The sequence below is a fragment of the Microbacterium sp. JAI119 genome, from assembly GCF_013410135.1.
In the GTDB taxonomy this organism is placed as follows: domain Bacteria; phylum Actinomycetota; class Actinomycetes; order Actinomycetales; family Microbacteriaceae; genus Microbacterium; species Microbacterium oxydans.
Genome location: NZ_JACCCK010000001.1, coordinates 1,093,184 through 1,107,541, shown reverse-complemented (window position 1 = coordinate 1,107,541; position 14,358 = coordinate 1,093,184). Strand labels below are relative to the sequence as shown.

The window sequence follows — 14,358 nt, the reverse complement described above, 5'->3', positions numbered from 1 at the left end:
GCTCAGAATCCGAGGCACATGACAGCGACGCCGGCAGCCATCGCCCACGACTCGACCGTGAGCAGACGCGCCGTGCGACCTCGATGCACGGGGGCGACGAACCACTCCGCGACGACCGTCCACAGCACGACCCCGACGACTCCGACCAGCACGAGCACCGACAGCACTCCCGACAGCCCGTGCCCGCCGTGACCGGACGACACGGATGCCGAGGCGCCTCCTCCGACCGGATCTGCCGCCACCGCTCCGTCGAACGCGCACATCGCCATCACCAGGGAGACCAGCGCTCGATGACAGCAGCTCGCCGCCGCCGCCGTGCCGCGCACCCCCATCGTGCCCACCATGGCCGAGACCAGCAGCACCGCACCCAGGACGAGCCCGACCAGCGGGTTGCGGCCGTCGGTCGCCGCGAGCGCGAGCATGGCTGCAGCCATGATGAGCGATGCCTGCCGCCCCTGCCAGGGCACGGCGCGCCAGAGCGCCGCTGTAGCGGCGGCCGAGACGATCGCCGCCGCGGCCATCAGCCACGGTGCTGCGGGGAGGAGGTGATCCACAGCCGCAGTATATTGATCAATCGCTCAATAATGCTAGACCGCAATGCCGCAGGTCTCGACGCCATGCGCCAGGATGGAGTCATGCCCCGCATCGTCGACCACGATGAGCGCCGCAGGCAGATCGCCGAGGCGCTGCTCGCCGTCGCCGCTCGCGACGGACACGAGAGCGTGTCATCGCGGGCGGTCGCGAAGGAGCTGGGCGTCGCGACGGGTGCACTCTGGCACTACTTCGACGGCTTCGACGAGGTCGTGCGCGCAGCCGCGGCCGAGGTGACCCGGCGCACCGAGGAGCGCATCGCCGCGGCCACGGCAGGACTTCGCGGCCTCCCCCGCCTCCACGCACTCATGCGCGAGGTGCTCCCGATCGATGAGCGCACCCGCACCGAGGCGCACGTCGTGGTCGGATTCTGGGGGCGCCTCGCAGCACTCGCCCCCGCGCCGGACGCGGCGGTACCCACCCTCGCCACCTGGCAGGAGAGCACCCGGCTCGCGCTGCGCGAGGCGGTCGAGGACGGCGAGCTGCGCACCGACACCCCGACCGAGACGATCGTGACGCTGCTGCGCTCCATCACCTACGGGCAGCAGATCGTCGAGGTCACGGAGCCGCAGTCCGCCGCCGCGCACCTCGCCGTGCTCGACGCCGCGCTCGCCCCCTGGCGCGCCTGAGACCCCCTCCGCACGCCTCGTCGGGAAGACGCCCCGTTGCGAAGGACGGGCTGTCGGCCCTATCATCGTGCCAACCCGTTTATTGAGCAGTCGCTCGAAAATAGTGAGGTCGATGATGTCCCACCATGCTCCGCAGCCCGTGTCGATCGGGAAGATCGCCGCTCCGCACCCGCACGATCCCCTCACCGGAACCGAGATCGCCGCCGCCCGTGAGGTGCTCGACGCCGCTGGTCTGATGACGGCGACCACCCGCGTGCCGATGCTGCTCCCCGACGAGCCCACCAAGGACGAGCTCGCGACGTGGACCGCCGGATCCGCCGTCGACCGCCGCGTCGACGTGACACTGCTCGACATCGCCACCGGGATCGCCACGGAGGTCGTGGTCTCGATCACCCGTCGTGAGGTGCTGCGCACGCACCGGGTGCCGAACGACGCCCCGCCCTACGGACAGCCGCAGTATCTGTTCGAGGAGTACGAGCGCGCGGAGAGCATCGCGAAGGCCTCGCCGGAATGGCAGGCCGCGATGAAGCGTCGGGGGCTCGAGGAGCACATGGCTCTCGCCTTCTGCGGCCCCCTCGCCCCCGGATACACCGGGCGTGCCGACGAGGTGGGCCGCCGGGTGATCCGCTCGCTGACGTTCCTCAAGCACGATGAGCACGACTCCCCGTGGGCGCACCCGGTCGAAGGCCTCATCGTGCACATCGACCTCACCTCGAACAGCGTGATCCGCGTCGAGGACCATGGCGACGTGCCCGTGCCGGCCGGACACGGCAACTACTACCCCGAAGTGCAGGGCGAGGCGCGCACCACTCTGAAGCCCATCGAGATCACCCAGCCGGAGGGGCCCAGCTTCTCCGTCACCGGGTCGCTCGTGGAGTGGGAGGGCTGGTCGATGCGCGTCGACTTCAACGCCCGCGAGGGACTCGTGCTGCACGACGTCACGTTCCAGGGACGATCCGTGCTGAGCAGGGCGAGCGTTCCGGAGATGGTGGTCCCCTACGGCGACACCGCTCCCGGACGCTTCTGGATCAGCTACTTCGACGCCGGCGAATACCTGCTCGGCAAGAACGCCAACCACCTCGAGCTCGGCTGCGACTGCCTCGGTGTGATCCGGTACGTCGACGGCTACGTCGCCGACGACCACGGCCACCCGGTACGGATCCCGAACGTGATCTGCATGCACGAGGAGGACTACGGCATCCTCTGGAAGCACACCGACCTCGCCGGTCGCTCCGACGTGCGCCGCTCCCGTCGGTTCGTGGTGTCGTACTTCTCCACGATCGGCAACTACGACTACGGCTTCTACTGGAACTTCGGCCTCGACGGCTCGATCGAGGTCGTCGCCAAAGCCACGGGCATCGTGTTCGCCGGTGCGGGTGAACCCGGCGTGCGGCAGAGGCATGCGACCGAACTCGCGCCCGGCGTGTTCGCCCCGGTCCACCAGCACCTGTTCTGTGCGCGCCTCGACGTCGCGATCGACGGCGAGGACAACCGGCTCGTCGAGGTGGATGCCCAGCGCATCCCGATGGGCGAGGACAACCCCTTCGGCAACGCCTTCACATGGTCGGAGACACCGCTGCGCACGGAGTCGGAGGCGCAGCGCGACGCGGACTCCTCTGTGGCGCGGGTCTGGGAGGTGCAGAGCGCCTCGCGGACGAACCACGTCGGCCGACCCACGGCGTACCACCTGATCCCGGAGCCGACCGCGCTGCTGATGGCCGACCCGGAGTCCTCCGTCGCCGCGCGCGCCGCCTTCGCGACGAAGCACCTGTGGGCGACGCGCTTCGAGCCGGGGCAGATCTGGCCGGCCGGTCGCTACCCGAACGCCCACCAGGGCGGCTCCGGACTGCCGGAGTACGCCGCCGCGGACCGTGACATCGACGGACACGACATCGTGCTCTGGCACACCTTCGGCCTGACGCACTTCCCCCGCCCCGAGGACTGGCCAATCATGCCCGTCGACTACGCCGGCTTCTGGTTCAAGCCCGCAGGGTTCCTCGATCAGAACCCGGCCATGGACGTGCCGGAGTCCTCGCAGGCGCACGGAGGTGCGGCATCGGCCTGCTGCGGCGGAGGGTCTTGCACCTGCGAGCACTGATCCTGCGCCTGCGGAGCCGAGCCTGCAGGGCACCGGCACAGGCACAGGCACAGGCACCGGGCCCGCAGGTCGCAGGCCCGGCGACAGTCAGTACTGCGCCGAGAAGGCCCCGTCGGACTTCAGCAGCTGCCCCGAGATCCAGCGCCCCTCGTCGGACACGAGGAACTCCACCACGGCCGCCACATCCGCAGGCCGGCCGAGGCGTCCGAGCGGGGTCATGCCGGCCAGGCCCGTGCGCGTCTCGTCGTCCATCCAGCCGGTGTCGACGGGTCCGGGGTTCAGCACGTTCGCGGAGATCCCCCGGGGGCCGAGCTCGCGCGCCGCGGAGATGACGAGGCGGTCGAGCGCCCCCTTCGACGCGCCGTAGGGGAGGTTGCCGGTCACGTGGTCGCTGGTCAACGCCAGGACCACTCCCCCGTCGTCGCCGACCTGACGGGCGAAGGCCGCGATCAGCAGCAGGGTCGCTCGCGCGTTCACGGCGACGTGCAGGTCGAAGCTCTCCGCTGTGGTGTCGAGCACTCCTGACTCCACATCGTGCGCGTGACTCAGGATGAGCGCGGTGATCGGTCCATGAGTCGCCGTCACCTCCGCGATCAGCGCTTCTGGTCCCTCGACCGTGGAGAGGTCGGCCGGGTGGTCGGCATCGCGCAGGTCGCTGGTGACGACGGTCCAGCCGGCGGCGCGCAGTCGGGGGACGATTCCGGCGGCGATGCTGTCGGCGCGCGCAGCGCCGGTGATCAGAGCGAGGGGCATCCGCATACCGTATCGGACGCGCGGGAAGCGCGCCGATCAGGCGAGCGCGGTGATGGCGTCGCGAAGGATCCCGTCGGCCTCGTCGAGCGCGGACGCCGCAGCATCCGCCGTCGCGTCGGCGGCGAGCATCAGCAGCGCGAGCTTGACCGAGCCGTCCGCCGCCTGCAGCGCCGTGGCCGCCCCCGCGGTGTCGACGCCGGACAGCTGCGACACCGTGCGGATCGAACGGGCGTGCAGCTTCTCGTTCGTGGCCAGCAGATCGACCATGACGCCGCGATACGTCTTGCCGAGGTTGATCATCGACAGCGTCGTGAGCATGTTCACGACGAGCTTCTGCGCCGTCCCGGACTTCAGCCGCGTGGACCCGGAGATGAACTCGGGTCCGGTGACGACCTCGATCGCGACCTCGGCCGCGGCCCCGATCTCGGAGTCGGCGTTCGACGCTATCGCCACCGTGAACGCGCCGATGCCGCGCGCATACGTCAGGCCGCCGACGACGTAAGGAGTACGGCCGGAGGCCGAGATGCCCACCACCGTGTCGCGCTCGGTGAGTCCGAGCTCGCGCAGCGACGCCTCGGCGGCCGCGTCGTCGTCCTCGGCGTTCTCGACGGCGGAGCGGATGGCCGCCTCACCACCCGCGATCAGACCGACCACCATCGAGGGATCCGTGCCGAACGTCGGCGGGCACTCGCTCGCGTCGAGCACGCCGATGCGGCCCGCGGTGCCCGCTCCGATGTAGATGAGGCGTCCGCCGCGACGGAACCGCTCGGTGATGCCGTCGACGGCAGTCGCGATCTCCTCCGCGCGCTCGGCCACGGCTTCGGGCACCCGGCGGTCCTCCGCGTTCATCCGTCGCACGAGCTCGGCCGTGCCGAGCAGGTCGAGGTCGCCCCGCTCCGTCGTCGAGGCCTCGGTGTCGAGGCGCTCCAGCACGGAGAGGAGGGCGGTCAGGCGGGAGTCGTCATTCGGCACGGTGGACGAACCTTTCATGGGGGAGGTCGGTGCGGCGCGCGAGAAGCAGCGCCCCGTCGAGGGCGTCGCCGCGCGCGGGCACGACCCGACGCTCGGCTGCCTGCAGGGACGACGTGAGCTGCTGGCGGAACCAGACGTGGTCGGTCAGACCGCCGTGGATGACGGTGTCGGCGGTGCGCGCGGAAGCGGCGGTGGCCGTCGCCGTGAGCAGACGGACGCCCTCGTCGACGATCGCGGAGGCAGCCGCATCGCCGTTCTGCGCGGCATCGAGCACGAGGGGCGCGAGCGTCGCGAGGCGCCGCGGAAGGGGCTCGCCGCCCGCGAGCCACGCCTGGATGTCGGAGACGTCACCGACCGGATCGGCGATCGCCGCGGTGAGGACCGTGCTCGGCCCCAGCGAGTCGTTCGCGCGCAGTACGGCGCGCAGCGCTTCCCGTCCGAGCCACGAGCCGCTGCCGAGGTCGCCGAGCTCAGGGCCCCAGCCGTCGACGAGGCGCGCGCCGTCGGAGTCGATGCCCAACGCGGCCGCCCCGGTCCCGGCGATGAGGAGCACGCCGGCGCCGCCGTCGAGGGCTCCCGCATGAGCGGTGACCACGTCGGACGCGACAGCGGTCTGCGCTCCGGTCGCCGCGGCGAGCGATGAGGCCAGATCCCGCGCAGCATCGGGTGCGAGCCATGCGCCGGCCGCACCCACCCCGACCAGCTCCAGACCCTCGTCGCCCGACAGGAGCCGCAGGATGGCCTCGAGCGCGCTCTTCACCCCGCCCGCTGCGGCGAGTCCGGGCGCTCCGACGCCGTCACGCTCGATCCGGCGGTCGGGGCCGGTGACGAGGACGCGGCACCGCGACTTGCCGAGGTCGACGGATGCCGTGACGCGTGCGTCCATGGGCCCTCCTCCGGATCGGCGAAAACGTCTGTGAAAAGAGCCTACATCGGAAGTAGACTCGGCAAAAAGAATTTACACCTCGCACCTCACACCTCGCACTCACCACGACGGAGGACGGCATGAGCATCCAGTCGACGATCGAGGCGGCAGCATCCACGCTGACCCCTTCCCTCGCCCGCATCGCCCTCGTCGTGCGTGAGAACCCCTCCGTCGTGATCGACAGCACCATCAACGAACTCGCCGCGGAGTGCGACACCTCCGTCGCGTCGGTCGTGCGCTTCTGCCGGGCGATCGGCTTCAGCGGGTACGCCCCGCTGCGCATGGCCCTGGCCTCCGAACTCGGCAAGGAGGCCGCCCAGTTCTCGGCACGGGGCGCCTACGGGTCGGAGATCTCGGAGTCGGACACCCTGCAGGAAGCGGTGTCGAAGGTCGCATCACTCGAACTGCTGGCCATCGAGGAGACCGTCGCGCGGCTCGACTTCGAGGTGCTCGAGGCTGCCGTCGACGCGATCGACCGCGGGGAGCGCGTCCTCCTCTACGGCCTCGGTGCCAGCCGCTTCGTGGCCGAGGACCTCAGCCACAAGCTGCTCCGTGTCGGACGCAACGCCCACATGCCCGCCGACCCCCACGAGGCCGTCGCCGTGTCGGCGCTGCCCACCGCGGGCACGGTCGCCATCGGCTTCTCGCACTCGGGTTCGACCCTCGAGACCGTGCGGTTCCTGGAGACCGCGCGTGCGAGCGGCGCGACCACGGTCGCGGTCACCTCCGCCAAGCACTCTCCGCTCGCCCGCGCGGCCGACCATGCGCTGTTCACCGAGGTGCGCGAGTCGAGCTTCCGCGCGGGGGCGATGGTGAGTCGCATCGCCCAGCTCACCCTCGTGGACTGCCTGTTCCTCGGCGTCGCCAAGCGCCGCTACGCCGAGACGGTCGACGCGCTGCAGCGCACCGGCCAGGCGACCCGAGAGCTTCGCGGCTGAGCGATCTCACCCGAGTGCCGCCGCCGTCGGAATGTCGGTGGCCCATGATGGACTGAGTCCATGAACGCACTGCTCGACGCGACGGACACCCAGATGGCGATGCTCGCCGATCTGGTCGCGTCGCTCGAAGCGGCGGAGGCCACGCTGAGCAGCATGCACGCCGCTCGCGACGGCATGCTGGCGATGGCAGGGCGCCTCGCCGTCGACATCGCCCGCGCCGCGGAGCACCCCGACCGGGGAGACATGGCGATCCGCGCCGTGGCCGCCGAGATCGGGGCCGCACAGCGCGTGAGCGACCGCACGGTGGAACGGCGGATGGCCGACGCCTCCTGGCTGGTCGAACGCTTCCCGGCCGTGTGGCGGGCCCAGGGCGAGGGGCGCATCAGCGCGGCGCATTCGCGCGTCATCGTCGATGCGGGCGCGCACCTCGAGCACGCGGCGGATCGACAGGCGTTCGCTGACGAGGCGGTGGAACTGGCCGCGGGGGAATCCCCCAACCGGCTGCGCAGGCTGGCCCGCCGGCTCGCGGAGCGGTTCCAGGAGCGCACGCTCACCGAGAGGCACCTCGATGCGCGGGAGAGGCGTCGGGTCTGGGTGCGCGACCTCGAAGACGGCATGGCCGAGCTCGGCGTCCAGGCTCCCGCCGTGCTCGTGCACGGTATGTTCGATCGGCTCTCGCAGATGGCTCATGCGGTGAAGCAGCAGAGCGCCGTTGTTGATCAAGGCACCGCTGATGAAGGCACCGCTGATGAAGGCACCGCTGATGAAGGCACCGCTGATGAAGGCACCGCTGATGTAAGCACCGCTGATGTAAGCACCACCGAGGCGCACGACCGCGAGGCGCGTACGGTCGATCAGCTGCGCACTGACCTGCTGACCGACCTCGTGCTGACCGGAACGCCCACCGGACACGACACCGCCGACGGCCTGCTCGGAGAGATCGAGGCCCGCGTCGAGGTCACGGTTCCGGTGATGACGCTGATGGGCCGCGACGATGCCACACGACAGGGGCTCCCGTTCGTGCCCGGTTCCGTGCCGCCGCGAGCAGGTTCCGTGCCGCCGCCGGCCGAGCTCGACGTTGTGCCGCCGCCGGCCGAGCTCGACGGTGTGGTTCCGATCGACACGGCGACTGCTCGAGCACTCGCCGGTCTCGCCTCCGGGTGGGATCGGGTGCTCACGCATCCGATCTCCGGCGAGATGCTCGCGGTGGATCGCTACCGACCGAACGCGCGGCTGCGACGACACCTTCGAGCCCGAGATCAACGCTGCCGGTTCCCCGGCTGCGGGATCGTCGCCCGAAAGTGCGACCTCGACCACAATCATGCGGCCGCGAGCGGCGGTGCCACCTGCGAATCGAACCTCTCCGCGTTCTGCCGACGACATCACATGCTCAAACACCATTCCCCCTGGCATGTCGAGCAGCGCCCCGGTGGCGTCTTGGAATGGACGAGCCCGACCGGGCGCGAGTACATCGACCGCCCACCGCCCCAGAACACGGTGGTGTTCACCGACGAGTCACCGCCAGACGAGCCGGCACCGGACGAGCCAGTTCGCCCGCGCTTCTGAGACACCTCGCAGGAGCACGCCTCAGGAGCACGCCTCAGGAGCACGCTTCAGGAGCACGCTTCAGGAGCACGCTTCTGATCAGCGTGCCGACCTGAACGGACTGCCGCGTACCCAATCGGCCCGTGACAAGTGGAACCGCAGGTACCGCGAATCGGCGCCGAGAAAGCGGGGGTCGGGGTGTTCGATGATCTCGCGCCACCACGAGGCGACTCGATCGACCGTCATGTCCTGGCTCCACCCCGCGTGTGCGCGGAACACCGGATCCTCGGCCCACGACGCGAACGTCTCCGCATCGGCGGGGATCATCGGACGCAGAGCGAGCTTCACACCTTCACCGTAATCATCGGAGCCACCCGACGCGAGCACCCTCGCAACGCGAACGAGCCGCCCGGACCCGAGGGTCCGGACGGCTCGTGTTCCGCGACGACGAGCGTCGCGGAGCGATGTGTCTTACTGGTACGACTTCACGATCTCGAGGAGGCTCGGGACGTTGGCGTAGGCCTCTGCCGCGTTCTCCTTGGTGACGATGATCGGGTCGAGCAGGTAGGCCGGAACGACCTTCACGCCGTTGTCGTACTGCTCGGTGTCGTTGACGTCGACCTCTTCGCCCTTCTGGAGCTGGCCGACCATCTTGATCGACTGCTCGACGAGGAGCGTGGTGTCCTTGTTGATCGTGGAGTACTGGATGCCCTCCATGATCGACTTCACCGACTCGACCTCGGAGTCCTGACCCGTGACCACCGGGACCGGCTTGCCCGCACCCTGCACCGAGGTGATGATGGCGCGAGCGAGGGTGTCGTTCGGGGACAGGACGCCGTCGAGCGTCTCGGAGCTGTACGTCGACGTCAGGATCGAGTCCATGCGGCGCTGAGCGTTCTCCGCCTTCCAGCCCTCGGTCGCCGTCTGGGCGATCTCGGTCTGACCCGAGACGACCTTGAGCGTGCCGTCATCGATCTTCGGCTGCAGCACGTCCATCGCACCGTTGAAGAACACGGCCGAGTTCGCGTCATCGGGCGAGCCCGAGAACAGCTCGATGTTGTACGGAGCCTCGTGACCCGCGCGCTCGGCGAGACCGTCGAGCAGAGCCTGACCCTGCAGCTGACCGACCTTGAAGTTGTCGAACGCCACGTAGTAGTCGACGGCTTCGGTGTTCTCGATCAGACGGTCGTACGCGATGACCGTGACGCCGGCGTCACGGGCGGCCTCGACCTGGGTGGCGAGCTGCTTGCCGTCCTTCGCGCCGATGATGATGACCTTGGCGCCACCGGTGACCATCGCCTGGATCTGGTTCTGCTGCTCGGCGACCGTGTTGCTGGCCGGTGCGTACTGCACGTCCGGCTTGAATCCGGCCTTCTTCAGGCCGTCGGTGAACAGCTGACCGGCGAGAACCCAGTTCTCCGAGGTCTTGTCCGGAAGGGCGACACCGATCGTGGCGTCGGCGGCGAAGCCCTTGGCGGTCTCCTCCCCCGCTCCCGATCCGGTGCCACCGCGCTCCGAGGAGCAGCCGGTGAGGGCGAAGGCGCCCGCGACGACAAGCGCTGTCGCCGACAGAAGAATCTTCTTCATGTGATCTCTTTCTCTGGTGTGTGAAGGTCCAGGTGCGCGTGCGGTACGCGCCTGGGCCCCTACTATCCGCGCGTCTCTTCGACGGCGGGGGCTTCGTACTTCTGGCTGGTGGGGTAGTTCGTCTTGGTCGGATCGAACGTGTCGGTCGCCGGGTCCTGCTTGCGGCCGAAGCGACGCGTGAGGAATCCGATGATCGACGGGCGTCCCTGCTGCTTGTTCCAGACGTCGACACCGACGGCGAACAGCAGCACGAGGCCCTTGATCATCGACACCACGTCGGCACCGGCGCCCAGGAGGGCGAGACCGTTGTTGAGGAAGGCCATCACGAGACCACCGATGATCGACCCGATCACGGTTCCGATCCCGCCGGAGACGGCCGCGCCACCGATGAAGACCGAGGCGATCGCATCCAGTTCCCAGCCGTTGCCGTCCTGGGGACCGGAGGCGGTCGCCCTGGCGACGTAGATCATGCCGGCCAGCGACGCGAGCACCGACATGTTCATCATCACGAAGAAGTCGACCCAGCGGTCCTTCACACCCGACAGGCGCGCAGCCTGCCGGTTGCCGCCGACCGCGTAGATGTGGCGACCGAAGACGGTGTTGTTCGTGATGAACGAGTAGAGGATGACCAGGGCGAGCAGGATGATGCCGGAGATCGGGAAGCTGGTGCCCACGCGCCCGGTGGCGAACAGCCAGCCCGCGATCAAAATCACGGCGGAGATCAGCACGACCTTGGTGACGCTCACCCACGCCGGCGCCATTTCGGCACCCATCTTGCGCTGGATGCGACGCGTGCGGAACTCCCAGAACACGATCCAGGCCACCCCGAGAAGGGCGAGGAGCATCGTGAGCACGTTGAAGTCCACCGGGATGAACGGCAACTCGGGCAGGTACCCGGCACCGATCACCTTGAAGCCCTGCGGCACCGGCACCGACTGCGAGTCGCCGACCCACTGGTTCGCGCCTCGGAAGAACAGCATGCCCGCCAGCGTCACGATGAACGCCGGCACCCCGACGTAGGCCACCCAGAATCCCTGCCAGGCCCCGACCAGCACGCCGACACCGAGACCGAGGAGGATGCCCAGCGGCCAGGGGAGGTTCCAGTCCTGCATGGCCTTGGCCACGACGATGCCCGTGAACGCGGCGACGGATCCGACCGAGAGGTCGATGTGACCCATGATGATGACCATCACCATGCCGATGGCCAGGATCAGGATGTACGAGTACTGGTTGACGACGTTGATCAGGTTGCCGGAGGACAGCGTCAGTCCGGTGCCCTTGAAGATCCACGTCAGCACCTGGAAGACGACCAGGATCACGACGAGGCTGCCGAGGATGCCGAACTGACGGAGGGTCGACTGCCCTCCCCCGAACATCTTCGTGATGTCCTTGAAGTGGAAGCCGCGCTTCGTTGCGGTGGTGTCGGTGGTCATGCGGATGCTTTCTGGTTCGTGGAGGTCATGCTGCGCATGAGGTCCTCGGGTGTCGCCTGATCGGCCGGGATGCAGTCGGTGACCCGACCCTCGAAGACGGTGTAGATGCGGTCGGAGATGCCGAGGAGTTCGGGAAGCTCGCTGGAGATGACGATGACACCCTTGCCCTGGGCGGCGAGCTCGTTGATGATCGCGTAGATCTCGTACTTCGCGCCCACGTCGATGCCGCGGGTCGGCTCGTCGAGGATCAGCAGGTCGGGATCGGTGAACATCCACTTGGCCAGCACGACCTTCTGCTGGTTTCCACCGGAGAGCTTGCCGACGCCCTCTTCGACCGATGGTGTCTTGATGCGCAGCGCCTTGCGGTAGCGCTCGGCCACCGAGAACTCCTCACGGGAGTCGACGACGCCGTTGTGCGCGATCTTGGAGAGCTTCGCCGCGACGATGGACCGCTTGATCGTGTCGAGCAGGTTGAGTCCGAGCACCTTGCGGTCTTCGCTGACGTACGCGAGCCCGTGCTTGATCGCCGAGGCGACGTCGTGCAGGGCGACCTCCTGGCCGTCCTTGATCAGGGTGCCGGAGAGGAAGGTGCCGTAGGAGCGGCCGAAGATGCTCATGGCGAACTCGGTGCGACCCGCTCCCATGAGACCGGCGATGCCGACGACCTCGCCGCGGCGCACGTTGATGTTCGAGCCCTTGACGACCATGCGCTCGGGCACGGTCGGGTGCTGCACCCACCAGTCCTTGACCTCGAAGAACACCTCGCCGATCTCGGGGGTGCGATCCGGGTAGCGGCTCTCGAGGGAACGACCGACCATGCCGCGGATGATGCGGTCCTCGTTGATCTCTCCGCGCGAGATGTCGAGCGTCTCGACCGTGCGGCCGTCGCGGATGATGGTGATCTCGTCGGCGATCTGCTCGATCTCGTTGAGCTTGTGGCTGATCATGATCGACGCGATGCCCTTGGCCTTCAGCCCGAGGATCAGGTCGAGCAGATGCTGCGAGTCGTTCTCGTTGAGCGCGGCGGTCGGCTCGTCGAGGATCAGGAGCTTGACGTCCTTGTTGAGCGCCTTCGCGATCTCGATGAGCTGCTGCTTGCCGACGCCGAGGGTCTTGATCTGCGCGTCGGGGTCTTCGCTCAGCCCGACGCGGGCGAGGAGCTCGATGGCCCGCTCCTTCTGGGCCGTCCAGTCGATGCGGCCTCCGCGCTGGATCTCGTTGCCGAGGAAGATGTTCTCGGTGACCGAGAGCTCGGGGATGAGGGCGAGCTCCTGGTGGATGATCGCGATGCCCGCCTGCTCGCTGGCCGCGATGTCCCTGAACCGCTGCTCCTCGCCGTAGAGCAGGATCTCGCCGTCGTAGGTCCCGTAGGGGTACACCCCGGACAGGACCTTCATCAGGGTCGACTTCCCGGCGCCGTTCTCACCACAGATCGCGTGGATCTCGCCGGCTCGGACGGTGATGGAGACGTCGGCCAACGCCTTGACCCCAGGGAACTCCTTGGTGATGCTGCGCATCTCCAGGATGGGGCCTGACACGGTAGGCAACGTTGCTGTGGTGCTCACGGATCTTCCTCGCGACGTGCGGTCACCTTCGATGTGACCGTTCACATCGCTATATCGTCGTCTTCGTCGGGACTGCTGTCAAGTCGGCATCGGCATTTCGAATCCGGACCGTGACACTGCCGAGATGCGCGCGATCGCGAGCCCCCAGGCGACAGCTCGGATCGAAAGGATTCGATGGGTTCGCGAGCCTCCGCGCAGCGCCGCAGGGAACGAGTCAGCGGGCGACGGCGGATTCGCGGGCGCGCAGGATCGTCTGCAGCGGACCGAAGGCCGGCACCTGCTCGCCGCGGATCTCCGCGAGCAGGATCCGCACCGCCCGACGACCGAGCTCGGGGAAGTCCTGGTGCACGGTGCTCAACGTCGGAGCGACGTGTGCCGCGACGGGGATGTCGTCGAAGCCGATGACACTCACGTCGTGCGGCACCCGCACGCCCGAATCCCGGAACCCGTGCATCAGACCGATGGCCATCAGGTCGTTCGCGGCGAACACCGCCGTGAAGTCGCGTCGAAGCGAGAGCTCCTTGCCCGCGAAGTACCCGAAGTCCGCCGTCCAGTCGCCACGGATGGGCGGGAACGTGGGCAGATCGGCCTCACGCAATCCGTCGAGATAGCCCCGCATGCGCGACTCCGCCTCGATCCAGTCCTGGGGACCGGCCAGGTGCAGGATGTCGCTGTGTCCGAGGGAGATGAGGTGCTCCGTTGCCGCCTTCGCACCGGCCACCTGGTCCGCCGACAGACTCACGCCGTCGGATCCGGACGCCGTCTGCAGCGTCACGAACGGCATGTCGACGGACATGCCGCGCAGGACATGGAAGACCCGCACCTGGGGGGCGAGCACCACGATCCCATCGGCCTGCTCACGCGACAGCTGCCGCACCGCATGGCCGATCGCCTCCGGCGTCGTGTCGGCGAGGTTCAGCGTCGAGACCGAATAGCCCTCCTCCCGCGCCGCATCCTCGATGCCGGCGATGGACGAGGTGGGTCCGAACTCGCCGATCGTCGCGGACAGGATCCCCAGCATGTTCGACTTGCTGGTGACCAGGGCGCGCGCGGCGAGATTGGGCCGGTAGTCGAGGACCGAGATGGCGTCGAGCACCTTGGCCTTCGTCTCCGGCCGGATGCTCGGATGATCGTTGAGCACGCGGGACACGGTCTGATGCGAGACACCGGCGAGGCGGGCGACGTCGCGGATACTCGGCAGGCGGGCGCGCTCGGAGGCGGTGGACATCACTTGCCTCCTTGCGTGTGCACGGTCACATCCCCAGTACATTATGTCTGTCGACGCCTTCCCGTGCACCTCCCCGTGGACCGGGGCGCGCAGA

At 68.6% G+C, this 14,358-nt stretch carries 13 protein-coding genes; 4 read left to right on the top strand and 9 right to left on the bottom strand.

Annotated features, from left to right (window positions below):
- Positions 1-2: 2 nt before the first annotated feature.
- Positions 3-554: a hypothetical protein gene (locus tag HDC31_RS05405; RefSeq protein WP_127012440.1), complete on the bottom strand. Its 552-nt coding sequence runs from the start codon at positions 552-554 to the stop codon at positions 3-5.
- Positions 555-635: 81 nt separating this feature from the next.
- Between HDC31_RS05405 and HDC31_RS05400 the strand changes: the two genes are divergently transcribed.
- Positions 636-1,220, top strand: a complete 585-nt coding sequence (locus HDC31_RS05400; RefSeq protein WP_061015579.1) for a TetR/AcrR family transcriptional regulator — start codon at positions 636-638, stop codon at positions 1,218-1,220.
- Between the two features lie 112 nt (positions 1,221-1,332).
- Positions 1,333-3,318, top strand: a complete 1,986-nt coding sequence (locus HDC31_RS05395) for a primary-amine oxidase (protein WP_113681731.1) — start codon at positions 1,333-1,335, stop codon at positions 3,316-3,318.
- A gap of 87 nt (positions 3,319-3,405) precedes the next feature.
- Here HDC31_RS05395 and HDC31_RS05390 read toward each other — a convergent pair whose 3' ends face one another.
- The 3 genes from HDC31_RS05390 to HDC31_RS05380 are packed head-to-tail and all read right to left on the bottom strand — an operon-like array spanning position 3,406 to position 5,929.
- A complete protein-coding gene (locus HDC31_RS05390; protein WP_058632431.1) occupies positions 3,406-4,071 on the bottom strand; it encodes an SDR family oxidoreductase in 666 nt (221 codons plus the stop codon).
- A gap of 36 nt (positions 4,072-4,107) precedes the next feature.
- Entirely contained in the window at positions 4,108-5,043 is a 936-nt protein-coding gene (gene murQ, locus HDC31_RS05385) for an N-acetylmuramic acid 6-phosphate etherase (protein WP_113681730.1), read from the bottom strand.
- On the bottom strand, positions 5,033-5,929 hold the full coding sequence (locus HDC31_RS05380; RefSeq protein WP_058632419.1) for an N-acetylglucosamine kinase: 897 nt from the start codon (positions 5,927-5,929) through the stop codon (positions 5,033-5,035). Before HDC31_RS05380 ends, murQ begins: the two co-directional genes overlap by 11 nt.
- 119 nt (positions 5,930-6,048) lie before the next feature.
- On the opposite strand from HDC31_RS05380, the gene HDC31_RS05375 reads away from it, so the two are divergent.
- Together HDC31_RS05375 and HDC31_RS05370 are read left to right on the top strand one after the other, a co-directional pair.
- On the top strand, positions 6,049-6,906 hold the full coding sequence (locus HDC31_RS05375) for a MurR/RpiR family transcriptional regulator (RefSeq protein ID WP_058632418.1): 858 nt from the start codon (positions 6,049-6,051) through the stop codon (positions 6,904-6,906).
- A 60-nt stretch (positions 6,907-6,966) separates the two neighbouring features.
- Positions 6,967-8,472 (top strand): HNH endonuclease signature motif containing protein, encoded by a 1,506-nt coding sequence (locus tag HDC31_RS05370; RefSeq protein WP_179515883.1) that lies wholly within the window; start codon positions 6,967-6,969, stop codon positions 8,470-8,472.
- A gap of 78 nt (positions 8,473-8,550) precedes the next feature.
- On the opposite strand, the gene HDC31_RS05365 is transcribed toward HDC31_RS05370, so the two are convergent.
- The 5 genes from HDC31_RS05365 to HDC31_RS05345 form a co-directional block, all read right to left on the bottom strand.
- Complete coding sequence (locus HDC31_RS05365) at positions 8,551-8,799, bottom strand: hypothetical protein (RefSeq protein WP_058632415.1); 249 nt, start codon at positions 8,797-8,799, stop codon at positions 8,551-8,553.
- A gap of 123 nt (positions 8,800-8,922) precedes the next feature.
- Entirely contained in the window at positions 8,923-10,038 is a 1,116-nt protein-coding gene (locus HDC31_RS05360; protein WP_113680701.1) for a sugar-binding protein, read from the bottom strand.
- Positions 10,039-10,100: 62 nt separating this feature from the next.
- Positions 10,101-11,471, bottom strand: coding sequence for a multiple monosaccharide ABC transporter permease (gene mmsB / locus HDC31_RS05355; RefSeq protein ID WP_113680700.1), 1,371 nt, complete (start codon positions 11,469-11,471; stop codon positions 10,101-10,103).
- Complete coding sequence (mmsA, locus tag HDC31_RS05350; RefSeq protein WP_218867587.1) at positions 11,468-12,988, bottom strand: multiple monosaccharide ABC transporter ATP-binding protein; 1,521 nt, start codon at positions 12,986-12,988, stop codon at positions 11,468-11,470. The genes mmsB and mmsA overlap by 4 nt, the downstream gene beginning before the upstream one ends.
- A 262-nt stretch (positions 12,989-13,250) precedes the next feature.
- The gene (locus tag HDC31_RS05345; RefSeq protein WP_046749709.1) at positions 13,251-14,264 is read right to left on the bottom strand and encodes a LacI family DNA-binding transcriptional regulator; all 1,014 of its coding nucleotides are present in this window, start codon (positions 14,262-14,264) and stop codon (positions 13,251-13,253) included.
- Positions 14,265-14,358: the final 94 nt, after the last annotated feature.

Coding starts and splice junctions, on each gene's coding strand:
- HDC31_RS05380 (WP_058632419.1), bottom strand. CDS start 5,929: ATGGACGCACGCGTCACGGCATCCGTCGACCTCGGCAAGTCGCGGTGC.
- HDC31_RS05395 (WP_113681731.1), top strand. CDS start 1,333: ATGATGTCCCACCATGCTCCGCAGCCCGTGTCGATCGGGAAGATCGCC.
- HDC31_RS05375 (WP_058632418.1), top strand. CDS start 6,049: ATGAGCATCCAGTCGACGATCGAGGCGGCAGCATCCACGCTGACCCCT.
- HDC31_RS05400 (WP_061015579.1), top strand. CDS start 636: ATGCCCCGCATCGTCGACCACGATGAGCGCCGCAGGCAGATCGCCGAG.
- mmsB (WP_113680700.1), bottom strand. CDS start 11,471: ATGACCACCGACACCACCGCAACGAAGCGCGGCTTCCACTTCAAGGAC.
- HDC31_RS05345 (WP_046749709.1), bottom strand. CDS start 14,264: ATGTCCACCGCCTCCGAGCGCGCCCGCCTGCCGAGTATCCGCGACGTC.
- mmsA (WP_218867587.1), bottom strand. CDS start 12,988: ATGCGCAGCATCACCAAGGAGTTCCCTGGGGTCAAGGCGTTGGCCGAC.
- HDC31_RS05360 (WP_113680701.1), bottom strand. CDS start 10,038: ATGAAGAAGATTCTTCTGTCGGCGACAGCGCTTGTCGTCGCGGGCGCC.
- HDC31_RS05390 (WP_058632431.1), bottom strand. CDS start 4,071: ATGCCCCTCGCTCTGATCACCGGCGCTGCGCGCGCCGACAGCATCGCC.
- HDC31_RS05370 (WP_179515883.1), top strand. CDS start 6,967: ATGAACGCACTGCTCGACGCGACGGACACCCAGATGGCGATGCTCGCC.